Annotated in this window: 20 protein-coding genes; 8 read left to right on the top strand and 12 right to left on the bottom strand. The window is 71.1% G+C overall.

What is annotated here, in order from left to right; all coding sequences use genetic code 11:
- Positions 1 to 7 precede the first annotated feature (7 nt).
- Together NAG42_RS38625 and NAG42_RS38620 are read right to left on the bottom strand one after the other, a co-directional pair.
- Positions 8 to 3,490, bottom strand: coding sequence for an ATP-binding cassette domain-containing protein (locus NAG42_RS38625; RefSeq protein WP_250037325.1), 3,483 nt, complete (start codon positions 3,488 to 3,490; stop codon positions 8 to 10).
- Positions 3,491 to 3,625: 135 nt separating this feature from the next.
- Positions 3,626 to 3,997 (bottom strand): winged helix-turn-helix transcriptional regulator, encoded by a 372-nt coding sequence (locus tag NAG42_RS38620; protein WP_250037525.1) that lies wholly within the window; start codon positions 3,995 to 3,997, stop codon positions 3,626 to 3,628.
- Between NAG42_RS38620 and NAG42_RS38615 the strand changes: the two genes are divergently transcribed.
- Positions 3,968 to 4,567, top strand: a complete 600-nt coding sequence (locus NAG42_RS38615) for an NAD(P)-dependent oxidoreductase (RefSeq protein WP_250037524.1) — start codon at positions 3,968 to 3,970, stop codon at positions 4,565 to 4,567. The two genes, NAG42_RS38620 and NAG42_RS38615, sit on opposite strands and share 30 nt — an antisense overlap.
- A 25-nt stretch (positions 4,568 to 4,592) precedes the next feature.
- Here the strand turns inward: NAG42_RS38615 and NAG42_RS38610 are convergent, their stop codons facing one another.
- Together NAG42_RS38610 and NAG42_RS38605 are read right to left on the bottom strand one after the other, a co-directional pair.
- Complete coding sequence (locus NAG42_RS38610) at positions 4,593 to 5,774, bottom strand: metallophosphoesterase (protein ID WP_250037324.1); 1,182 nt, start codon at positions 5,772 to 5,774, stop codon at positions 4,593 to 4,595.
- A gap of 18 nt (positions 5,775 to 5,792) precedes the next feature.
- Positions 5,793 to 6,467 carry a nucleoside/nucleotide kinase family protein gene (locus NAG42_RS38605; RefSeq protein ID WP_250037323.1) on the bottom strand — a complete coding sequence of 225 codons (675 nt, stop codon included), beginning with the start codon at positions 6,465 to 6,467 and terminating at the stop codon, positions 5,793 to 5,795.
- Between the two features lie 87 nt (positions 6,468 to 6,554).
- On the opposite strand from NAG42_RS38605, the gene NAG42_RS38600 reads away from it, so the two are divergent.
- Positions 6,555 to 7,199: a ScyD/ScyE family protein gene (locus NAG42_RS38600; protein ID WP_250037322.1), complete on the top strand. Its 645-nt coding sequence runs from the start codon at positions 6,555 to 6,557 to the stop codon at positions 7,197 to 7,199.
- Here NAG42_RS38600 and NAG42_RS38595 read toward each other — a convergent pair.
- The gene (locus NAG42_RS38595; protein ID WP_250037321.1) at positions 7,188 to 7,793 is read right to left on the bottom strand and encodes a hypothetical protein; all 606 of its coding nucleotides are present in this window, start codon (positions 7,791 to 7,793) and stop codon (positions 7,188 to 7,190) included. The two genes, NAG42_RS38600 and NAG42_RS38595, sit on opposite strands and share 12 nt — an antisense overlap.
- A gap of 118 nt (positions 7,794 to 7,911) precedes the next feature.
- Positions 7,912 to 8,091: a hypothetical protein gene (locus NAG42_RS38590; RefSeq protein ID WP_250037320.1), complete on the bottom strand. Its 180-nt coding sequence runs from the start codon at positions 8,089 to 8,091 to the stop codon at positions 7,912 to 7,914.
- 210 nt (positions 8,092 to 8,301) lie between these two features.
- Between NAG42_RS38590 and NAG42_RS38585 the strand changes: the two genes are divergently transcribed.
- The 3 genes from NAG42_RS38585 to NAG42_RS38575 are packed head-to-tail and all read left to right on the top strand — an operon-like array spanning position 8,302 to position 11,500.
- Positions 8,302 to 9,114 (top strand): polysaccharide deacetylase family protein, encoded by an 813-nt coding sequence (locus NAG42_RS38585; protein ID WP_250037318.1) that lies wholly within the window; start codon positions 8,302 to 8,304, stop codon positions 9,112 to 9,114.
- On the top strand, positions 9,111 to 10,115 hold the full coding sequence (locus NAG42_RS45215) for a glycoside hydrolase family 26 protein (RefSeq protein ID WP_250037317.1): 1,005 nt from the start codon (positions 9,111 to 9,113) through the stop codon (positions 10,113 to 10,115). The genes NAG42_RS38585 and NAG42_RS45215 overlap by 4 nt, the downstream gene beginning before the upstream one ends.
- Positions 10,112 to 11,500 carry a right-handed parallel beta-helix repeat-containing protein gene (locus NAG42_RS38575; RefSeq protein ID WP_250037315.1) on the top strand — a complete coding sequence of 463 codons (1,389 nt, stop codon included), beginning with the start codon at positions 10,112 to 10,114 and terminating at the stop codon, positions 11,498 to 11,500. Before NAG42_RS45215 ends, NAG42_RS38575 begins: the two co-directional genes overlap by 4 nt.
- Here NAG42_RS38575 and NAG42_RS38570 read toward each other — a convergent pair.
- The 5 genes from NAG42_RS38570 to NAG42_RS38550 form a co-directional block, all read right to left on the bottom strand.
- Positions 11,497 to 11,874: a hypothetical protein gene (locus tag NAG42_RS38570; protein ID WP_250037314.1), complete on the bottom strand. Its 378-nt coding sequence runs from the start codon at positions 11,872 to 11,874 to the stop codon at positions 11,497 to 11,499. The genes NAG42_RS38575 and NAG42_RS38570 overlap by 4 nt on opposite strands.
- 74 nt (positions 11,875 to 11,948) lie before the next feature.
- Entirely contained in the window at positions 11,949 to 14,387 is a 2,439-nt protein-coding gene (locus tag NAG42_RS38565; protein ID WP_250037312.1) for a hypothetical protein, read from the bottom strand.
- A gap of 73 nt (positions 14,388 to 14,460) precedes the next feature.
- Positions 14,461 to 15,807, bottom strand: coding sequence for a glycosyltransferase family 2 protein (locus NAG42_RS38560; RefSeq protein ID WP_250037311.1), 1,347 nt, complete (start codon positions 15,805 to 15,807; stop codon positions 14,461 to 14,463).
- Positions 15,804 to 16,769 carry a glycosyltransferase gene (locus NAG42_RS38555; protein ID WP_250037309.1) on the bottom strand — a complete coding sequence of 322 codons (966 nt, stop codon included), beginning with the start codon at positions 16,767 to 16,769 and terminating at the stop codon, positions 15,804 to 15,806. The genes NAG42_RS38560 and NAG42_RS38555 overlap by 4 nt, the downstream gene beginning before the upstream one ends.
- A gap of 44 nt (positions 16,770 to 16,813) precedes the next feature.
- Positions 16,814 to 17,680: a glycosyltransferase family 2 protein gene (locus NAG42_RS38550; RefSeq protein WP_250037308.1), complete on the bottom strand. Its 867-nt coding sequence runs from the start codon at positions 17,678 to 17,680 to the stop codon at positions 16,814 to 16,816.
- 842 nt (positions 17,681 to 18,522) lie between these two features.
- Between NAG42_RS38550 and NAG42_RS38545 the strand changes: the two genes are divergently transcribed.
- From NAG42_RS38545 to NAG42_RS38535, 3 genes are all read left to right on the top strand, one after another.
- Positions 18,523 to 19,458: a sulfotransferase family protein gene (locus NAG42_RS38545; RefSeq protein ID WP_250037306.1), complete on the top strand. Its 936-nt coding sequence runs from the start codon at positions 18,523 to 18,525 to the stop codon at positions 19,456 to 19,458.
- Positions 19,459 to 19,537: 79 nt separating this feature from the next.
- On the top strand, positions 19,538 to 20,449 hold the full coding sequence (locus NAG42_RS38540; protein WP_250037305.1) for a hypothetical protein: 912 nt from the start codon (positions 19,538 to 19,540) through the stop codon (positions 20,447 to 20,449).
- 308 nt (positions 20,450 to 20,757) lie between these two features.
- On the top strand, positions 20,758 to 21,240 hold the full coding sequence (locus tag NAG42_RS38535; RefSeq protein ID WP_250037304.1) for a response regulator transcription factor: 483 nt from the start codon (positions 20,758 to 20,760) through the stop codon (positions 21,238 to 21,240).
- A gap of 207 nt (positions 21,241 to 21,447) precedes the next feature.
- On the opposite strand, the gene NAG42_RS38530 is transcribed toward NAG42_RS38535, so the two are convergent.
- On the bottom strand, positions 21,448 to 22,575 hold the full coding sequence (locus NAG42_RS38530; protein WP_250037303.1) for a M20 family metallopeptidase: 1,128 nt from the start codon (positions 22,573 to 22,575) through the stop codon (positions 21,448 to 21,450).
- Positions 22,576 to 22,592: the final 17 nt, after the last annotated feature.

The following is a 22,592-nucleotide window of genomic DNA, read 5'->3' as shown; positions in this document are numbered from 1 at the left end:
GTTCAGCTCAACCCGCCAGGTGCCCCCAGCGGTCCTCCAGCTCCTGCCACGTGCCCTGGTCCTCGACCTTGCCGGCGATCAGCACGACCACCCGGTCGGCCTGCCGCAGCGCCGCCCGCTTGGACGTCGACCCGACCACCGTCACGCCGTGACTGCGCAGGGCCCGCCACAGCTCCAGCTCCGTCGTCACGTCCAGCGCCGACGACACGTCGTCGGCGATCAGCAGCTCCGTGCGCGGCGCCAGCGCCCGCGCCAGCGCCAGGCGTTGCAGCTGACCGCCCGAGAGCCGGGTGCCCTTGTGCCCGATCAGCAGCTGCAGACCGCCCCCGGCCGCGGCCAGGTCGTGTTCCAGCTGGGCCGTCGACACCGCGTCGGCCGCGTCCACCTCGTGCCCGAGCTGGATGTTGTCGGCGACCGTGCCGGACAGGACGCGCGGCAACTGGGCCACGTAACCCACCTGGTTGGGCCGCAGGAAGACCTCCGGCTCGTCCACCGGTTCACCGTTCCACCGCAGCTCACCGGCGTGATGGACGATGCCCGCGAGCGCCCGCAGCAGCGACGACTTGCCCGCCCCGACCGGCCCCACCACCAGCACGAGCTGGCCCCGCTCGACGGTCAGGTCGACGTCCTGCGCCCCGACCGTGCCGTTCTCGTGCACGGCACTGAAGTGACGCAGCTCCAGGGTGCGCAACGGGTTCCGCGGCGCGGTCGGCGGTGCCGGCGCCGTGCCGGCCGCCAGGTCGACACCGGGCACGTCCGACGAGTAGTCGGTGACCCCGGTCATCGCCACCGTCCGCTTCGTCCAGACCCGGGCCGACGGGAACTGTGACACCAGAGACGCCGTGGTCCAGGCGAACCAGCGCGCCGCGCCCAGCGTCGCCACCGCGATGAGGGTGGCCGCCGCCGACAGGCTCCCCGAGAGGTAGAGCCCCCACGCCGCGATCGGCAGCAGGCCGCTGGCGATCGAGGGCGTCGACCGCGCCCACACCTGGATGGCGATCTCGCGGCGCTGCAGGTCGCTGCGGGTGGCGTCGAGCCGGGCCAGGTGGTCGAGCACCGGCGTGGTGGCGCCGGCCAGCTTGACCGTCCGGGCCGCCGACAGCGAGGACACCAGGGACGTGGCGAACGCCGCCCGGGCGGCCACCGTGCGGCGGGCCGCGCCCTCCAGCTTGGGTCCGAACAGCGTGGCGGCCAGGCCGGAGATGACCATCGTGCCCAGGAAGAAGAGGGCGGGCACGAGCGACTGCGACGCCAGCGTCATCGCCACCACCATCACCAGGCTGGTCGCGTTGTCGATCAGGTTGTCGGCCAGCATGACCACGCGCTCGGTGTCGCCGCCCTGGGCCACCACCTCGGCCGGCGTGTGCTTGCTGATCCGCCGGGGCCCGATCTGGCCCTGCACCAGGCGCATGCTGATCCGCAGCATCTGGCGGACCCACCACTCCGGGAACCACGCGCCGGTGTAGTAGAGCGTCGGGATCGCCACGATGAGGCCGGCCGCGATCCCGACCGCCGGGTAGAGCGGGCTGCCCAGCCCGTCGACCACGTTGGCCCAGAGCAGCGGCAGGATCGCGCCGTCCAGGCCGAGGAGCACGAGGATCGCGAACAGGGCGACCGCGCCCAGCCCGTACCGCTTGTCGTTCATGGTGAGCCGGGCGATCTCGCGCAGGGTGCGCGCGGGCGGCTGCTCGGGCAGCGGCGGGGGCTCGACCGGCGGCAGCGTGTTGGCCAGCGCCTCGGCGCCCAGCTCGACCTGGGCCGCGGTGTCCCAGTCGTGTTCCTCGACCAGCACGCCACCACCGCTCGCGGTCGTCGCCGGGATGGCCAGGTTGCTGCTCGCCATCAGCTCGGCGAACCGCCGCGACTCGCGCAACGGGCCCGCCTCGAGCACCACGCCGTCGGCCAGCACGACCACCTCGTCGCAGCGCTGCACGGACGACAGCCGGTGCGCGACGATCACGCCGATCCGGCCGGTGAGCAGGCGGTCGGTGGCGCGCTGGACCCACGACTCGGTGACCGGGTCCATCCGCGCGGTCGCCTCGTCGAGGATCACCACGTGGGGGTCGCGGACCAGGATGCGGGCGAACGCGACCAACTGCTCCTGCCCGGCCGACAGCTTGTAGCCGCCCTCGCCCAGCTTGGTGTCGAGCCCCTCGGGCAGGCCGGCCGCCCACGGGGTCAGCCCCAGCTCGTCGAGCGCGGTGGCCGCCCGGGGCAGCAGCACCGGGTCGAACAGGGCGATGTTCTCGGCCAGGGTGCCGGCCAGGATCTCGGTCCGCTGCGGCACGATCGCCGTCCAGCGGCGCAGGCCCTCGACCTCCATGTCGTTGAGGTCGACGCCGCCCAGGAAGACGGTGCCCCGCGGCACGTCGACGGCCCGGGTCAGCACCTTGGCCAGCGTCGACTTGCCCGAGCCGGTGCGGCCGATCAGAGCGTACGAGCGGCCCCGCGCGAAGGTCAGGCTGACGTCCTTGAGAGCCGGTGGGCGGCCGCTGTCGGTCTCGCCGTACCGGAAGGTCAGGTCTCGCACGACCAGGTCGCCGTCGACCGGCGGCACGCCGTCGGTCGGCTCCTGGGGCACGTCCTGCAGCATCTGGACGCGGCTCCAGGCCCCCAGTGCGTTCTGCAGCTCGGGCACCATGCGAGTGACGTGCTCGAGGGTGCCGCCGAAGCCCAGCGCGAGCAGCCACACGGCGGTCAGCCGGGCGCCGTCGATGTGCCCGTTGATCAGGGCCCACGCGCCGACGACGACCAGGACAGCGATCAGCGACCGGGTGATGGTGCCCGCGCCCATGGTGATCCGGGCCGACGCCCGCCACACCAGGCGCCCGCGCCGGAGCACCTCGGCCGCCCGCTGAGCGTAGAGCCGGCGCACGTAGGGCGCGGCCAGGCTGGTGCGCACGTCGTCCTGCCCGTGGATGGACTCCTCCATGACCGCGGCCAGGTCCGACCAGGACTCCTCCTCCGCGATGCGCATCGGCGAGATCCGCTGGATCGGTTTGTTCAGGGCGAGGAAGAGCAGGATCGACACGAAGACCATGCCGACACCGGCCGGCCACCACACGAAGAAGGCGGTCAGGATCGAGAAGAGGGCGACCGCCACGGACTGCGCGATCCGCACGCCGCTGCCGCGCAGTTGCGAGCCGACCTCGTAGACGTCGGAGTCGATCCGGTCGAGCAGCTCACCGACCGGCGTGTTCTCCAGCGTGGGCAGATCCTGCCCGAAGGCCACCCGGTTGAGCCCGCGGCGCAGCCGGGCCGTCCAGTCGGCGGTCAGCCGGGCCGCGACCAGCCCGACGAAGACGTCGCTGAGCACCGACGCGACGAGCGCGCCGGCGAGCACGACGAACAGCGGCATGGAGCGGTTGATCAGGACCTGACCGGACAGCGCCAGCGCTCCCGCCGACCCCGCTGCGCCGAGCAGGATGAGAGCCACCGCGAGGGCCGAGCGGCTCCTCGAGGTGGCCCACAGATCGCGAAGCAGGCGCATGGGAGTAGTCCTCTGGCTTGTGGGGGAGGCGGTCTTCCCATCCTCACGGCCGAACCGGAGGTCTTCAACGCAATTACGGGTCGAACCGGCATGGCGCCGGTCACCATGGCCGTCCGGGCAATTTCTTGCGGCCGCTCATTCCACCCGGTCGTAGGCGTCCTGCGATGCCGAGACGTCGCCGAGGTGCTCGATCGACCACGTCCGGAGCGCGCGGAGCGGCTCCAGCAACGTCCGGCCGGCCTCGGTGAGCGCGTACTCCACGCGCACCGGCACCTCGGCGTGGACCGTGCGGCGCACCAGCCCGTCGCGCTCGAGCCCGCGCAAGGTCTGGGTCAGCATCTTCTGCGAGATGCCCTCGATGCGCCGCCGCAACTCGGAGAAGCGCGCGTCGCCCTCGCCGAGGACACCGACGATCAGGACAGTCCACCGGTCCCCGATGCGGTCGTTCTCGGCGGTACCGGCTACGCCGGATCGGCCATCGTCGCGGAGGCCGCCGCTCGCGGTCACCAGGTCACGGCGTTCAGCCGCGCGCTTCCCACCGAGCCCGTCCCGGGCGTCACCTATGTCCAGGGCGACGCCCGGGACGAGGCAGCGCTGTCGTCGGTCGTCGCCGGAGCGGACGTCGTGGTGGCTGCGCTCGCGCCGCGGGGCCCGCTCGCCGGCTCCACGTTCCGCAACGTCTATCGCATAGTCGCCCGTCTGGCCGACGCCGCGGGGGCCCGGCTGTTCGTCGTCGGCGGCTTCTCGTCGCTGCGCCCGGCGGCCGGTGCCCCGCGTTACGTGGAGGACCTCAGCCACGCCCCGGCCGAGTTCCACGACGAGATCCGCACGGGGGCCGCGCTCGTCATCGACGACCTGCCGGCCACGCCGGAGACGCTCGACTGGGTGTTCGTGAGCCCGGCCGGCGGGTTCGGCTCCTACGTGCCCGGTGAGCGGCTGGGCCGATATCGGGTCGGCGGCGAGGTGGCCGTGGAGCCCGAGGGTGGTGCGATCTCCGGGGCGGACTACGCGCTCGGCCTCGTCGATCTCATCGAGAAGGGCGATCAGCACCGGGCGCACGTCAACCTGGCGCACTGAGAGCGCGCGGGCCGGCGCCGGCGGGTCAGCCCGCGCGCAGGGTCAGCAGGGTGATCTCGCTCGGGGCGAAGATGCGGAACGGCGGGCCCCAGAAGCCGGTGCCCCGGCTCGTGTAGAGCTGCGTGCGCTCGGAGTGCCGCGAAAGCCCCTGCAGAACCGGCTGGTCGAGCCGGACGAGGTAGTGGAAGGGCCACATCTGGCCGCCGTGGGTGTGGCCCGAGATCTGCAGGTCGACCCCGTGAGCCACGGCCCCGGTGATCTGCTGCGGCTGGTGGGCCAGCAGCAGCACGGGCAGGGCCGGATCGGCACCCTCGAGCGCCGCCTCATGGTCGGCGTGATGCCCGGGCACCCCCGAGCCCGCGGCCGTCCGGTCGTCGACCCCCGCCACCACCAGCGAGTCGCCGCCGCGCGAGACGACCAGGTGCCGGTTGTGCAGCGCCTCCCAGCCCAGCTCGGACATGTGGTCGACCCAGCCCTGGGCCCCGCTGAAGTATTCGTGGTTGCCGGTGACGTAGACCCGGGCCAGCGAGGCCCGCGCGTCGCCGAGCGGCGCGGCCTGGCGGACGCGTTGCGCGACCTCACCGTCGGCGATGTCACCGGTGTGGGCCACCACGTCGGCGTCGAGCGTGTTGACCACCTCGATGACCCGGCGCGACCAGCGCGACCGCTCGATCGGCCCGTAGTGGGTGTCGGTCAGCAGGACCAGCCGCAACCCGTCGAGCCCGCGCCCCAGCCGGGGCAGCACGACGTCGACCCTGCGCACCCGCGGCACGCGCCGGGCCTCGGCATGGCCCCAGAGCAGCAGGACCAGCGAGATCACCACGATCACGGCCGTGGCGACGCGGTAACGCGCCGGCCCGTCGACGCCGGAGATCCACAGGATCAGCGTCACGACCTGGCCCAGCAGCGACCACACGAACAGGACCCAGATGACGCCCAGCATCGTGTCGGCGATGACCGCCGGCCCGTCGCGGTGGCGCGGCCCGTGACCCGAGAACATCAGGATCGGGAACGCCACGAGCGCGACCGCGAAGACGATCGTGCCGGCCACCCGCACACCGCCGGGCCAGGAGTTGCCCGACATGATCAGGAAGAACCAGGGCACTCCGAGCAGCAGCAACAACACCGCACCGATGGTCAGCGCGAACCGGATCGCGCGCCCCGGCCGTCGGCGCGGCTCGGTCTCGACTGCTTCTCCTACGGACACGCGTTGAACTATGACACCTCAGGCCGGTGGCGTGCCCACCCTGTGGATAAGTGACGCGGGCACGATCAGGTCGGCCCGGTCGCGGGTCTCGGCGATCACGGCGGCGTTGCGCTCGTCGGTGCCGGTGGCCCACTCGATCGCGTCCGTCTCGTCCTTGCCGAACCGCACGTGCCGGTCGATCAGCCGGCGCAGGCGTTCCGAGTGGTCGAGGTCGGCATACCAGACCTCGGTCAGCAACGCGCGCACCGGCTGCCAGGACTCCAGCAGCAGGTAATTGCCCTCGCTGACGATCAGCCGGGCCGACCGCTCGATCGGGACGGCCCCGGCGATCGGCTGCTCGATGGTCCGCTCGAAGCCGGGCGCGTAGATCACGTCGTCCTGGTCGTCGTGCAGCCGGCGCAGCAGGGCGGCGTAGCCGGAGGCGTCGAACGTGTCCGGCGCACCCTTGCGGTCGCGCCGCCCGAGCCGTTCGAGCTCGAGGTCGGCGAGGTGGAATCCGTCCATCGGCACGTGCGCCACCCACGCGCCGGCGGTCAGCCCGTCCGGCGGCGCCGGGGCCAGCGCGGCGACCAGGTGCTCGGCCAGCGTCGTCTTGCCGGCGGCGGGCGGCCCGGCGATTCCCAGCACCGCGCGCCGTCCGCCGGTCACCAGGGCCCGGGCGCGCGCGGTCAGCTCCTCGAAGGTGAGCGTCATGGCATCACCGTAATGCCGGTCGGATCGAGGACTGATCCACCCCGGACACCGCTGCGGGGCCCTATAACCGGTGCACGGGGGTTTCACATGTTCATCACTGCAGTGCTCGTGGCCGCGTTGCTGGGGGTTCCGGTCGAGCCGGTCCCAGGGTTGGCCACCGGTCCGTTCGACTCGGCGGTCGATCGGCGAGGCCGGGTCTACGTGACCGAGGGGGACACGTTGGTCCGGCTGGCCCCACGGGGGCGCCGGTCGACCGTCGCGTCGTTCCCGAGCCGGATGGTGCCCGCGCCGGCCCGGCTGCCCGATGGCACGCCGCGCGGCATGCCGGTGCGGATGCCGCCGGTGCCGAGCGCGGTCGCCCGGGGGCCGGACGGCGCCTTCTATGTGGGCGAGCTGACCGGCTTCCCGTTCCCGCCGGGCCGGGCGCGGGTGTGGCGGGTGGTGCCGGGTCGACCGGCCGAGGTGTACGCGGGTGGCTTCACCGCCGTCGTCGACCTGGCCTGGGGCCCGGACGGCCTCTACGTGCTCGAGATCGCCCGCAACGGGCTGCTCAGCGGTGACCGTACCGGTGCGCTGCTGCACGTCTCGGTGCTGGGCCCGCACCGGGTGGTCGCCTCCGAGGGCCTCTTCGCGCCGACCAGCCTGACCATCCGTGGTGACCACGCCTATGTCACCACCTGCGGCGACTGCGCCGGGAACGGGACTGTCCGCCGGATCGAGCTAGGTCTTTAGGCCGAGGCGCAGCCCGGCGACGCCGGCCGGCGAGAGCGGGCGGACGGTGGCCCGGGCGAGCTCCTCGCGGACCGCCGGCGGCAGCTCGTCGGCCAGCGTGCGCAGCCGGGGGTAGAGGTCGAGCACGTCCCGGTGGGTCAGCGCGCCCACGCCGATCAGCAGGCCGTTGACCGCGCCGGGGGTGTGCACCAGCTCGGCGCAGAGCGCCCGGCGCCACTGCGGGTCGTCGACCCGGGTGGCGAACTCGCGGGCGATCCGGTTGCCGGCCGGCGAGTGCTCCTCGGGCGCGGCGTGCCGCCCGGCGCGGGCCGGCACCGGGGCGAGGCGGCAGGCGATGCCCAGCAGGCGGGCCAGCTCGGGCACGGTCAGCACGTCGAGCCCGGTCGCGCAGGTCTCGCAGAGGCGGTAATAGGTGGCCGCGTGCACCAGGGTGGCCGGGCGCGGGCAGTCGCCGAGCGGGCCGCACAACCGGTCGAGAATTATCTCGGCCAGGGTGCCCTCGTGATCGAAGCGGCCGACCCCGAAATAGGCGGCCGGGGCACTGCGATATCGGGTCAACGCGATCCGGGAACTGGCGTAACCGTCGGAAGCCACGCTTATGCGAGGTATGCCGCTCTCGGCCTGCAAGTGGATCAATCTGAACATATCCCGTCGCCCCCGGGTGGTGAAGGACCGTCGTCGACCGGGGGTACGGGCGTGGCGCTCCGACGGTTCACTCATCGCGGACGGCGGTCGAGAAAAGTCGCCGGCCGGTCAGCCGGAACGCGTCGAAAGTGACCGCGTGCAGGGCATAGATGGCGGCCGAGACGATCACGAACATGGACGCGAGGACGGCGGCGAGGCCCGGATCGAGGGCCTGCCACGCGGCCGGAACCAGGGTTGCCAGTAGCACGACGGCCGCCTGGCAAGTACTCTCCGCGCAGCGCAGCGGATTGAATGTCATAACCTCACTCTTCCGAGTGGAGATCCCCGCGCGCCTCTGCCCGGAGCGGGACTTCGGCTACGACTTTCGGCAGAGGGACAAAACGGAGAAAGCCGCAACCAGCGCAAGGGTTCCACTTAGCGTGGAACCTCAGACCACAAGGCGTACAAGGACGACCGCGTGACCGTGACGACGAGGCCGGGCTGGAGCACCCTTCCGGCACTCATGTACCACTCCGTGTCCGCCGTCGGTGGGCCCCTGCGCGACCTCGCGGTGCCGCCCGCCCTGCTCCGCGAGCAGTTGCAGGCACTGAGCGCCGCCGGTTACCGCCTGGTCGGGCTGACCGAGGCGCTCGACCTGCTGGCCGCCGGCAGCACCGAGAAGCTGGTCGCCGTCACGTTCGACGACGGATATCGGGACTTCCTGACCGAGGGCGTGCCGGTGCTCGAGGAGACCGGTACGGGCGCGACCCTCTACGCCTCGGTCGGCCACCTGGGCGGCACGGCCGGGTGGCTGGGCGCGTCGGCTCCCGACTTCGGGCCGATGCTCACCTGGGACGAGCTGGGCGAGGTGGCCGCGGCCGGGGTCGAGATCGGCAACCACAGCCTGATCCACCACCCGCTCGACGTGCTGCCGCCCGACCAGTTGCGCCACGAGATCGCCGACAGCCACGACGAGCTCGAGCAGCGCCTGCAGCTCAAGGTACGGTCCTTCGCCTACCCGCACGGATACAACAGCCGGCGGGTCCGTGACATCGTGGCGGCCACCGGCCACGAGAACGCCACCGAGGTCGGCCGCCGCCTGCACACGCCGGGCGAGAAGAGCCTGGCCGTCCCGCGCCTGCAGCCGACCCCCGACCACAGTGGGGCCGACCTGGTCGAGCTGGTCAAGACCGGCGAGACCGGCCTGATCCCCAAGGCCAAGCAGGTGGCCCAGCCGGGCTGGCGCGTGGTCCGCAAGGTGGCCCGCACGTTCGGGCGGAACCTCACGTGAGGCGCCGGAGCCTGCTGGGCCTGGGCGCCCTGGCCGCCGCCGCGCCCCTCGCCGGCTGCGGCAAGGAGTACCGCTCGGACGATGCCGTGCCGCCGGTGGTGTCGCACTCCGCGCCCCAGCCCGGTGAGGTGGTCGGGGAGACGCCGGTGGTCACCGAGGGCGGGGGAGCGGTCCCGCTCGAGCCGGGCAAGGTCATGCTCGGGGCGTACGTCGATCTGAAAGGCCGTGGCGCGAACGCGGGCATCGACCTGCGCCGCCGCCAGCTCGGCCGCCCGGAGCGGATCGTGCACCGCTATTACTCGTGGGACGACCAGCTGCCGGTCTCGCTGGCCTACGTGTCGCCCAAGAGCACGCTGATGATCTCGTGGCGGGGGCCGGCCTACAAGGACGTGAACGGCGGCAAGTCCGACAAGCTGATCGCGCGGGCCGCCCAGCGCATGGCCAGACGGAAGCGGCCGACGCTGCTGCGCTGGGCCTGGGACATGAATCGTGACTTCTACGAATGGGGCGGACCGGCCAACAACCGGGACACGGCGGGCTATATCAAGGCCTTCCGCCGCATCCACGGCATCTTCGCCGACGAAGGTGCGGACAACGTCTCGTGGGTGTGGAGCCCGAACTGGAACTCGCGCCCCAGTGAATCTTGGAACACCTTCACGAACTACTATCCAGGGGATGAATACGTCGACTGGGCAGGGGTTTCGGGCTTCGCGCAGACCCAGACGCCGGCCGACATGTTCGACGAGTTCTACGAGACGTACGCGACCCGGAAGCCCATCATGATCTCCGAGGTCTCGGCGATCGACCGCGGCGGCAGCACCAAGCCCGACTGGATCGTCGCCTTCCGCTCGTGGGTGAAGTCGCATCCCGCCGTCGGCGCGGCCGTCTGGTTCGACACCGACACCCACCCGACGTCGCGGGAGAACTGGCGGATCGACTCGACGGCGGCGACGCTGGCGGCCTACAAGGCGATGTCGAACGACCCGGTCTTCATCGGGTGACCGGAGCGCACCACCGGGCGAAGCGTCGCAGTCATCGCGCTCCGGCCGGTTCCCGCCGCCTGTGGCTGGGCCTGATCGTCGTGCTTCTGCTCGGCGGCACGGCCGCCGCCGGATATCGCGCCTACTTCTACGAGGCCCCGCCCGACGTCGACGCCGCCGGCCCCGGCCTGTGGGTGTCCACGCACGGTGCCGACGACGCCGACGGCAGCCCCGAGAAGCCGTGGAAGACGATCTCGCACGCGGTGGAGGTCGCCCCGGCCGGTTCCAAGATCTTCGTACGGGAGGGCACCTACGCCCCCTTCACGGTGTCGCGGCCCGACCTGTCGGTCAGCAGCGCCCCCGGCGAGCAGGCCACCGTCGAGGGTGTCTCCGGCGTGCGCGACGGCGTGCTGGTCGCGGCCACCGGCACGACGATCGCCGACCTGACCGTACGGGGTTGCGTGCCCAAGCCGAACGCCGACGTGAACGTCACCGGCGACCACGGCAGCGGCATCCGCGTGCACAAGACCAGCAAGGTGACGATCCGCGGCGTGACCGTGCGCGACAGCCACGGCGAGAACGCGGCCGGTAAGCCCGTAGGGTGTTACGGCATCCTGGTCACCGAGTCGCAGGACGTCCGGGTCACCGGATCCGAGGTCATGCACAACGGCGGCGGCATCTCGATCAGCCGCGGCGGCCGAGGTGTGCTGGTCGACGGCAACGACGTGCACGACCAGGACCGGATCATCCAGAACACCGACCCGGACGACGACGACTTCGGTGGCTACGGGCTGTCGGCCACCTTCATCACCGCCAACCCCGGTCCGGTGTTCCGCAACAACACGGTGCGCCGCAACTACGGACCCTCCACCGACTACGGCATCGACGGCGGCGGCATCGAGATCTACGACGCCGCCAACACCACGATCACCGGGAACACGTTCGAGACGAACGACGGCGTGATGGAGACCGGCACCGGCAACGGCGGCGGCTGCGCCGGCAACGTCTTCAGCAACAACAAGGCGATCGGCGGCTCCGGGCCCGAGGGCTTCGAGAACGACACCGGTCTGGTGCTGCGGTGCGCGGCCGGGCTGACGGTCAGCGGCAACACCTTCAGCGACATGAGCAAGTTCACGTTCCTGCTGGCCACCGGCAGCGACTTCGCGGGCAGCATCGAGGGCGTGAAGATCACCGGCAATACGGTGAGCCGGAACGACAACGCGGCCGTCTTCCGCCTGCAGATCGACGGCGGCGCCTCGCCCAACATGGTCATCAACCAGAACAAGTACGAGACCGGGGACAACCACTTCGGCATCCTCAACGGCAGCTTCACCGAGGCCTCGGTCACCTACGACCAGTGGGTGGCCCGCACCGGGTTCGACAAGGCGTCGACGCTGAAGCGCTAGGGCGCCGTCCAGCCGGCGTCCTCACAGGCCTGGGTGAGCGCGTTCGAGCTCGTCCGCCAGGCCGCGTTGCCCTCGTCGGCGTTGCGGCCCAGCTCCATCGCGCGCGCTCGGACGGCGTCGTTGTCGCTCTTGGCGGCGGAGGCGGTGACCTTGTCGGCCAGCGCCAGGCGGGTGGAGTCGCTGCGCGCCTGGCCCGAGCCGGCCGCGAAGTCGTCGCAGGCCACCACGGCGCCGTTGTCCAGCGTGCCGCCCGACTGCCCGCCGCCGCCGTCGTCGCCGCTCCGGCCCCGGCCGACGAGCAGGGCGAAAACGACCAGCACGGCGATCACCAGGGCGGCGATCTGCTTCGTGCCCATCTTGAGCTTGAGCTTCACACCATGAGGCTAAACGGACGAACGCCCACCCGGCACGCCGGGCGGGCGTTCATTCACCTACGGGACGAAGCGGATCAGTTGGCCGCCGGTGCCGCGCCGACCAGCTTGAAGATCGCCACGCCGGGGCCCTGGTAGAAGACCTGCCAGTTGGCCGAGCCGCGCAGTGCCGCGTCGAGCGACTGCATCGCGTTGTCGTCCGCCGTGCCGAAGTAGTCGGCGTAGTCGTCCATCGCGTCGCTGACCACCAGATAGTTGGTCGGGTAGTCCATGTCGCGGATGTACGTCTCGATGTCGGGCAGCCGGCTGCCGTTGAGGTTGCCGGTGAACAGCGGGTCGCCGATCAGCGAGATGTCGACCGAGACGTGGCCCTTGTTGAAGTCGCCGTAGTTGGCCTCGAGCTTGCTGGGGAAGTTCGGCGCCACCAGCACCAGGCCCGAGCCGGGTTCGGCGTTGGCGTAGAAGTACTGCGCCGCCTCGATGTCGGTCGCCCGCACCTGGTGCACCATCAGCTGGCCCTGCAGGCCCTGCAGACCGGCCAGCATCAGCATGGCCAGCAGCACGCCCGAGGCGAGCATCGCGGGCACCCCACGCCGGCCCTTGCCGGCCCACAGCACGCCGATCAGCAGCCCGACGAACGGCATCGAGAACGCGAAGACCCGGTAGATCGCCTCGCCGCCGTAGTTGCCGGCGACCAGCGTGACCATCGGCAGGAAGCCGATCAACGCCGGCACCAGCACCCGGCCCAGCCGCTTGCGGGTCAGGAAGACCGCGATCAGGGCGGCCAGCCAGACGCCGATGGCCAGGACCCGCGACACGGTCGCCGAGAACTCCTGCTCCGGCGTCTTCCAACTGGCCGAGTTGCCCGAGGCGTTGGACAGGATGTCGAAGCTGAACAGGCTGTACTGGCTGTTGACCGTGCCCAGCCGGGGCACGAAGAAGATCAGCATGATGGCGACCAGGCCGACCAGGAACACCTTGGGCCGCAGGATGCCCAGGATGGTCAGCGCGAACAGCGGCACCATCATGAGCACCGGGGTCAGCTGGTGCGACACCACGATCGCGGCGAAGATGCCGGTCGCGCCCAGGGCGGCCCACTTCCGCGTACGGGGGTCGGTCTCGATGCCCTGCGGCATGCCCTTCACAGCCCAGGCGCGCAGCCGGCCGATCCGGCCCTTGGGCTCGGCCTTGATCACGGGCGGGGCGATCAGCCAGCGGGTCACGATCACCCAGAACGCCAGCATCAGCGCGAAGACCAGCGCCTGGGGCGAGAAGTAGCCGATGTCGACCCACATGCAGGCCTGGAACAGCAGCACGGCCAGCGCGATGATCCGCCGGTCCTTGGTGAACTGGCGCAGCAGCGCGGCCACCATCAGCGAGGTGATCAGGGCGAACGTCAACGACGACCAGGCCGCGAAGGAGAGCCCGTCGAGGCCGGAGACGTGCGAGAGCAGGGCCACCGCGGCGAAGAAGCCGGGCCACTGCTGATAGATGTCGCTGCCGCTGATCAGGCTGCCGTTGGCGTTGATCAGGTCGACGACGCCGATGTGCTTGTAGGTCCAGGCGTACTCGATCGTGCCGTCCAGCAGCGGGACGGTGGCCTGCATGATGATCGGCACGACGATCAGATGGGCGACGAGCACCAGCGGGCGGGCCCGGCCGAACAGCTCGACGGCGAAGCCGATGAACAGCAGCACGGTGCCGACGATGAACGGCACGCCGAGCGCGGCACTGAAGCCGTAGAGGCCGACCTCGTCCGGGTCGAGCTGGGCCAGTGCCAGGGCCCACAGGCCGACGCCGAGGACCAGGGTGATGAACGGGACCGCGCCCAGCACGATGCCGTTGTCCACGGTGGCCCGGGCCGGGCCGGCCCGGCCCAGGATCAGCGGGACGCCGGCGCGGGTGAGCCGGACGAACTGGACGATCGAGCCGACCACGGTGACGCCGGCCAGCAGGCCCAGCACCGCCGTCGGCTCCCACACCCGGGCCCACAGGCTGAGCACGGCGACGAGCGTGACGATCGTGAGGCTGCCGGCCACGGCCAGCGCCCACGAGACCAAGCGGTTGCGCACGTTGGCGACCGACATGAGGGCCGCGCCCGGGCCGAACACGACCAGGATCAGCGACAGCATCATGCTGAGCGCGCCGTTGGGCAGGACGATGCCGAGCAGGCCGATCACCCCGGCGACGCCACCGGCCAGGGCGAACTCGGGGCGGTGGTCGGCGCCGGTCTCGGGCTCGGCGGCCGGAGCCGGGTCGGCCGCAGCGGTCGCGCCGCCCGCGGTGGTGAGCACGGGGGCCGGCATGTAGCGGGTCTCCGACGCGTCGTCCGGGCCGATCGGGATCCGTACGGTCCGGTCGCCCACCTCGAGGCGGGTCGTCGCGTCCTTGTCGACGGTCGAGATCACCGCCGTCGCGTCCGGCGCCGGGTGGGCTTCGCCGGCGGCGCCGAGCACGATCCGGACGGTGGAGTCCGGTGCCGGTTGTTCCGGCGTTTCGGCCGAGCGTTGCTGCATGGGGGTGGGCCTCCGTGAACGTCGTGGCGCTGTAGGCCGGACGCGTTACGGGCAACGCGCCCGGTCGATGGAGCTAAGCCTGGGTGGCGCGTACCTTAGCCCGTGCCGCGCGGCGCGATTTGAGGTAGGCGCGCGGTCCCGCCAGCATGCCACGCCGGTTGGCCGAGAGCAGCTCCTGGGGGAAGTCCTCGCGGATGGTCGCCGTCCGGGCGGTGTCCTTGCCGGTCATGTCCTTGAGCGCGCTCGGCACGAGCTTGAGCAGCGGAAAGATCAAAGCCGGACGAGAGAGCAACAGGCTCGTGTACGCGGCGACCAGCCCCGTGCCGTAGCCGACCATCTGCTTGCGCAGGCCCTCGAGGTCGCGCCGGTGGTAGTGCCGGGTGACCGCGCTGGGCTGATAGACGATGGTGCCTCCGGTGAGCAGCACCTGGGTGAACGCCAGGGTGTCCTCGGAGCCCATCGCCGGGGTGCCGGCGCCGAGCGCGGTGTCGAACAGGCCGATCCGCTCGATGACGCCGGGCCGGAAGGTCATGTTGGCCCCGGTGCCGAACGGCGGCAGCGGGTAGAGCGGGCTCTGGGTGTGCTTGGTGTGCGGCCCGAACTCGTCCGGCTTGAACCCGCGGCCCTTGCTGTGCCCGCCGAACTGCTCGAACCAGATCTGCGCCTTGGTCTCGAGCTCGGCCGGCACGATGACGCCGGAGACGACGTCGGCGTCCGGGTGCTCGTGCAGGGCCCGGGCCACCTCGGCCAGCCAGTGCGGGTCGGCCACCTCGTCGTCGTCGAGCCAGGCCAGGATCTCGCCCGGCGCGGCCCGGACCGCGGTGTTGCGGGCGAACGACAGGCCGGCCTTGGGCTCGAGCAGGTAGTCGACCGGGCCGCGGCGGGCGGCCGAGCGCACGACCTCAGCCGTCGCCTCGCTCACCGGGGCGTTGTCGACGACCAGGATCCGGTACGACGGGTACTGCTGGACCAGCAGGCTGTCGAGGCAGCGGGCGAGCTCGCCCGGGTGCTCCCGGGTGCAGACGACGACGGTGATGTGCGGCGCGGTGGTCAGCACCGAGCGGCGCTGGGCCAGGAACTCGGGCTCGCTGGCCGGGTTGAGCCCGTGCACCGGCACCGCGGCCCCGCCGAGGCGGGGGCGGACGACGTCACCCAGTTCGGACTCCACCGCGGCGGCCAGGTCGGCCGGGGTCAGGCCCTGCTGCGGGATGTCGAGCAGCAGCGCGCCGAGCGGCTCGGAGTGCAGGCGGACGAGGAGCCAGACCTGCTCGGCCCGGCGGCCCTCGGGCTGCAGGGCGGCGATCGTGGGCAGCGGCTCGGAGAGCTCGAGGTCGCGGACGATGCCGGGCACGACGGTGCCGTCGTCGACGGCTCCCGTGCGCTGGGCCGGGATGACCACGCGGTTGGTGTCGGCGCTCATCGCGCGGCCTCCAGAGTCTTGGCGGCCTTGGGGGCGCGCTTGGCGGCGACGGTCTCGACCACGCCGCCCCAGCCCGCCGCGGCCACGCCGGCGACGATGCCGCCGGCGCGCAGGAAGTTGTCGGCGCCCTTGCCGGTCAGGCCGGCGCCCAGGTTGCGCAGCGCCGCCTTGGGCAGCGACCACAGGTAGGACTTCTCGGCGCCCAGGGTGTCGTCGCCGCCGCCGTCGAGGCCGGCCATCTGCACCTTGCCGCGACCCTCGGCGTAGCAGCGCTTGACGAACCACGGGAAGGTCGAGCGGTTCGCCGGCACCTCGTGCCGGATCATGGCGCCCGGCACGTACATCCAGTGGCCGCCGCTCCGGGCGCTCATCCGCAGGCAGAGCTCGGTGTCCTCGGGGCGGTTGCGGTCGCCGAGCTTGCCGAAGCCGACCCGGAACCCGCCGACCGCGTCGAAGACCTCACGGCGGACGACCATGCTGGCCGACCAGACGTTGCGGATCGGCGAGGTCTCGGTGGGCATGCCGGCGTACGAGCCACCGACCGCCCACAGGAACTCCTCCGGCATCCACCGGGGGGCCTTGCCCTCCCAGTCGGGGAGGATGCCGCCGCCGGTGCCGACCACCCGGGGGTCGGCGAACGGCTCGATGAGCCGCCCCAGCCAGTCCGGGCCGGCGGTGATGTCGTCGTCCATGAAGGCGACTAGGGCAGTCTTCGCGTGGAAGCCACCGGTGTTGCGGTTGCCGGAGACACCCTTGGCGTAGGCGTTCTCGAGGACCGTCACGTCCGGCAGCTCACGCTGGATCCGCGCGAACAGGCCGGGGTTGTGATCGACGACCACGACGACCTCGGCGGGCTCCGTCTGCTGCGACTTGGCGCAGGCGATGGTCCGCACGAGCGAGGACCAGCGTTCTTCCGTGTGCGTCGGGATCACGATGGTCGTGTCGAGGGGGGTGGAATCCACGGGAGCGTCTCCTGGAACGAGGGGTGGGGACGGGCGCGGCAGGCTCAGCTCAGGGGCTTGATGTCGGTGCTCGCGGCACCGACCTCGTCCCGCTCGCGGGTCACCGGGGGCTTGGCGGCCGGCGCCGGCGTGGGCTTGATGCCGTGGGCGCGGGTGCCCGGCTGCTGGTGCACGATGACGCCACCCGGGCGGCGCTCGCCGGTGCGCTTCTGGCTGCGCATGCGGCCGAACTCACTGAAGATGGTGCGCAGCACGCGGAAACCGTCCCGGAACGTGTTCAGGTTGGTCTCGCCGTGGATCCGGCGGTGCTCGATGCTGCCGACCTCGCCGACCTTCATCCCGTCGACCGCGGCCCGGATGTTGATCATGGTCTCGATCTCGAAGCCGTCGCCCCAGTGCTTGGTGCCGTCGGTCTTGCGGGGGAGCTTCGTGTCGGGCAGGTCGAGCACCGGCACGACCGTGCGCCAGAAGGCGTTGTAGCCGTAGCAGAGGTCGGTGAACTTCGTCCCGAACAGGACGTTGACCACGACGTTGAGGCCGTCGTTGCCCAGCTTGCGCAGCTTGGTGATGTCGTGGCTGTGGCCGCCGTGGTTGAACCGGCTGCCCTTCACGAAGTCGGCGCCGTCGGTGAGCTTCTTGACGAACAGCGGGATCTCGGCCGGGTCGGTCGAGCCGTCGGCGTCGATCATCACGATGATGTCGCCGGTGCACGCCTCGAAGCCACACGCCAGGGCGTTGCCCTTGCCGGTGCGGGTCTGCTGCACCACGACGACGTCGGGGCGCAGCTCGCGGGCGACCTCGACAGTCCGGTCCTTCGAGCCACCGTCGACCAGAACCACCTCGTTGATGTTCGCCGGCAGTTTGGCGAAAACGTGCGGGAGGTTGCGCTCCTCGTTGAGGGTCGGAATCACCACGCTTACGGTGGGTGACGTACCTCCGTCACCCCACGTGTTCGCTGCGGGCGTCGAAAACTCCATGTCGGTCCCTTCCCGGGGGCGGCAAAGCGGTTCGATCGGCAAATCTGGTGGCAAGAAGCGTAGGGCTTTCGCTTCTGTCGACCAACCTAGCAAGCCGCTACCAAGCGTCAACCGACCGAAAAGACAACCTACTGGCGACCGGACGGATCATTGTCGCTAATCGGTTGACCGCAGTGTATTCACATGGGCAACTGCCGAAGATTTTCGTCACATCGTTACCGCCGGTAACGGACATTTGCCGTCGGTCAGGGCGCGTCGCCCATGAAAGCGACAACCCTCGCATAGATGACCGCGATATCCCAATCCCGTCGTATGCAAAATGCCGGATTACTCCCAGTGAAATCCCTCACCGCATGCGGACATTACGGTGCGTACGCGTTCGGTTGCAGATTGGTTGCCGACTCATCGATGAATGGGAGTGTGCCGGCCGGGGTACATATCAGCGCAGGTCACCGAACCGCGTAGCCCCCGTAGCTTTCGGGCCGCCTTACCGTTGGTGAGACGATGAACGCTGATGAAGCCCTCTGTGTCTGCGGGCATGAGCACGATGCTCACCGGCACTACCGGCAAGGAACCGAATGCTCCCTGTGCGGGCCGGGGGCGTGCCCCCGCTTCCGCCGTGTCACGTGGTGGCGCCGTCTGCTCACCCGCACGTAAAGCGCGCCGCCCCGTGGCCGCCCCGCAGGTGAAGTGCGCCGCCATCTCTCGCGAATGCCTACTAGTTCTGTAGGCTAAGTTTCACTTCGAGCGAGTGGCGGACGACGAGAGGGACTTCCATGGCGCTCCCCGACTTCCTGATCGCCGGCGTGCCCAAGGCGGGAACCACCGCCCTGCACGCCGCGCTGGTGGGTCACCCCGAGCTCTTCCTGCCGTCGGTGAAGGAACCCAAGTTCTTCCTCTCCGCCGGGCGCCCGCCGGCCCGTGGCGGTCCCGGTGACGTGCAGACCTACCAGGAGCACGTCTGGCGGCAGTCCGACTACGAGGCGCTCTTCGCCCCCGCGCCGCCGGGTGCTCTGCTGGGCGAGGCGACCCCCTTCTATCTGCACGACCTCGCCTCGCACGAGCGCATCAAATCGCTGACCCCGCAGGCCCGGCTGATCGTGCTGCTGCGCGACCCGGTCGACCGCGCCCACTCCAACTGGACGCACCTGTGGAACGCGGGTCTCGAGCCCGAGGCCGACTTCCTCACCGCCTGCCGGGCCGAGCCGGCCCGGATCGCCGCCGGCTGGGCGCCCTTCTGGCACTACCTGGGCCTGGGCCGGTACGGCGAGCAACTGCGCCACCTGTACGAGCACCTCCCGCGCGAGCAGGTGCTGCTGCTGCGATACAAGGAGCTCAAGGACGCGCCGGCGGCCACCCTGGACCGGGTGTGCGAGTTCCTCGGCGTCCGGACCGGCGTGCTCACCGCGGTTCCGCGCGAGAACGTGAACCGGCACGTCGTCGAGGACAACGGTGTGAACCAGTTTCTGCGCTTTCTCCTGCGCAGTGGGGGCACATTCGGGCATCGGTTCCCGGTGCCGCTGCGCCTGGCCGCCCGCGGGCCGCTGCTGACGCTGCTGCACCGCAAGCAGGGCAGCCGGCCGGTCACCACGCCCGAGGAGCGAGCGGCTCTGCTGCCGCACTTCGTCGATGACATCGCCCTGCTGACCGAGGTCACGGGCGAGTCCTACGACGACTGGCTCTCCGTGGATCGACACGCGGCCCGCCGCTAATCCCCACTTTGCCCATAGATGTTGCACACTTAGGCGTCTACCCTCTGCCGTCTCAACGCCGACACGCCTAGGAGTCGCCTTGTCCACGGGAATCACGACCCTGCCCTTGCCACGCTGGGACGAGTCCACCGTCGTGATCGAGCCGCCCGGTGACGAACCGGGGGCGTGGTCGGGCGCGCCCAGCTCCATCGTCGCGGACGGTCACGTCTATCTGGCCTACCGCGTGCGGCTCCCGATCGGCGAGGGCCGGGGCATCGCCAACGTGGTGGCCCGCTCGGACGACGGCGTCAGCTTCGCCACGGTGGCCGAGGTGACCAAGGAGCAGTTCGGCGCCGAGTCGCTGGAACGGCCCGCCCTGACCCGCACCCCGGACGGCCGGTGGCGGCTCTATGTGAGCGCGGCGACCCCCGGCACCAAGCACTGGCGGGTCGAGCTGCTCGAGGCGGCCACCCCCGAAGGGCTGGCCACGGCGACGCCGCGGGTCGTGCTGGCCGGCGACGACACGGCCGGGGTCAAGGACCCGGTCATCCACCAGGACGCACACGGGTGGCACCTGTGGGCGTCCGTGCACCCGCTGGAGAGCTGGGACGACGCGGACCGGATGACCACCGAGTACGCGACCAGCCCCGACGGCGTGCACTGGACGTGGCGCGGAACGGCGCTGGCGGGCCGGCCGGGGGAGTGGGACGCCCGGGGCGTACGCGTGTCATCGGTCCAGGTCGACGGCGACGAGATCACGGTGGCCTACGACGGGCGGGCGACGGCTGGCGAGAACTGGGAGGAGCGCACCGGGGTGGCCCGGGGCGAGCGCCTGGCCGACGGCAGCTTCGGCGAGCTCACGGCCGAGCCCGGGGAGCCGCTGGGCAGCCCGCACGCGCCCCACGGGCTGCGCTACCTCAGTCTGATCGAGCTGCCCGACGGCCGCCGGCGGGTCTACTACGAGGCCACCCGCCACGACGGGGCACACGACCTGCGCACGGAGCTGATCTGAGGCGTCACCGCAGGTGATGGCAGGTGAGAGCGTTATCACGATGCTCGGGCTCCGTGCCCGCGCATCGATCCGGGTGCACTAGCGTTCCGGACTGACGCGAGGTGTGACCGGAAAACGGCCGCACTTGTCGGTGGCGGGGTCTCTCCCACAAGGAGGGGCTCCGCCATTCTTTTTCCCGTGCTGGTTCTCCCCGCTCGACCCAACTGCACCCGTTGCGCAACCGGCGATCTCCTGCAGGCCCGGTCGGCCCCGCCGATGGTGGCTGGCGTTCGAGGACACCAACCGCCGCAGTCAGGGGAGAGAGATCAATGGTCGGAGCAGCGCTTTCCATCGTTCCCACGTTCGTCGCGCCGGAGTTCGGCCACCCCGCGCCGGTCGCGGACTGGTGCGCCGACCTCGCCGAGCCGACGATCCTGGTGGCCGATGACGACGAGGCGGTGCGCGAACTGGTCACCCACAAGCTGGTCGCGGCCGGCTACCGGGTGGTCACCGCCGACAACGGAGCCTCCGCGCTGCGCATGGTGGTCACCGAGCAGCCCGACATGATCATCCTGGACGTGTCGATGCCCGGCCTGGACGGCCTGAGCGTCTGCTACGAGCTGCACTCGTCGGCCGACACCTCACAGATCCCGGTTCTCATGATGAGCGGTCACGGCCGCAAGGTCGACATCGACCTCGGCATGACCGTCGGCGCCGACGACTACCTGGTCAAGCCCTTCAACCCGGCCGAACTGGTCCGCCGCGTCCGCTGGCTCCTCCTGGCCAACGAGGACCTGCCGGGAGCCCTCTGACCCCGCCGCCGGACCAACCCTTTGACCCCGCCGCAGGACCCGCCCCCCATCGCGCTGGCCCATCGCTCGCGGTTCGTCACTCGGCTCGCGGCCCGCTGCTCGGCTCGCGGCCCGTTGTTCAGCTCGCGGCCCGCTGCTCGGCTCGCCGCTCGTCGCTTGTTGCTCGCGGCCCGCTCGTACCTACAGCGCCGGACATCTGGTCCCTGATCAGCGCCGGTCGGCCGCGAGGGAGCCCGGCTCCCGTCCGCGTGGGGCGGCCTCGAGCGCCCGGAGGAAAGAGCGCAAGGCATCCCCGTACGGCTTGATGGTCGTCAGATCGGCCCACTCGTCCGCACTGTGCTGACCGTCGCCGCCCGGCCCGAAGATGACGGCGTCCACGCCCACCGCCGAATAGTGCCGCCCATCCGCGGCACCATGCTTGGCCAGCAGATCCCCGGAGAAGCCGACTTCGCGCGCGGCCGCTCGCAGGAGTCCGACCTCGACGCTCTCCGGGTCGGCGTGGTGCGGGTGACCGAGCGCTTCGACAACGGCGGGCACCCCGGCGATTGCCCCGAGGTGAGCCGCGATCTCCTCCGCCGTACGCCCGGCGAAGTCGCCATCCTCAGCCGGGAACCGCACGTCGAGCCACGCGCCGGCCCGATCCGGCACCTGGTTGACGGCCTGATTGGGCGTGTCGAACCGGGCGACGTTCACGGTCGTGCGCCACACCTCGGCCTCGGGCACCGGATAGCGCCGCAGCAGCCGCGCGACTCCCTCGGCCACGGCGACCAGGGCATTATCCCCGAGCCAGGGGTACGCCGCGTGTGCCGCCCGCCCGTCGGCGGTGAGCCGCACGTGGGCCAGCCCGCGCGACTCGTTCACAATTCGCAGCCGGCTCTGCTCCCCGATGACCACGAAATCGCCTCGCACCCCTTCGGCGATCTGATGGGCCGTGCCGTCCGCGCCGCCCACCTCCTCGTCGGTGACCAGTTGCAACGCGATGGGTATGTCGAGCCGCAGGGCGAGCTCCCGGAAGACCTCGGCCATGACCAGAGCCGCGACCTTCATGTCGTGAGCCCCGCGTCCAAGAAGCCGGTCCCCGTCGACCCGCGGGGCGAACTGCTCCGCCGATCCCGGGACGACGTCGAGGTGCGCGTTGAGGATCACCCGGAACTGCTCGGACCCCGGCGGGTGCACCAGCGCACTCGGCTTCCCGCGCGACTCGAACCGCCGGATCTCGAAGCCGGGCCCGACCCCGTCCAGGACGAGGTCGACCGCGCGTTTCAGCTGATCGGGCCGGTCGGCCGTGGACGGGATCGCGATGAGGTCACACGCCCGGGCAACGAGCTCGTCCATTGCTTCCGCCCTTCTCC

The organism is Paractinoplanes maris, assembly GCF_023544465.1.
GTDB lineage: Bacteria > Actinomycetota > Actinomycetes > Mycobacteriales > Micromonosporaceae > Actinoplanes > Actinoplanes maris.
Note: the sequence above shows the minus strand (reverse complement) of the source record. Positions and strands in the feature narration are given on the sequence as shown.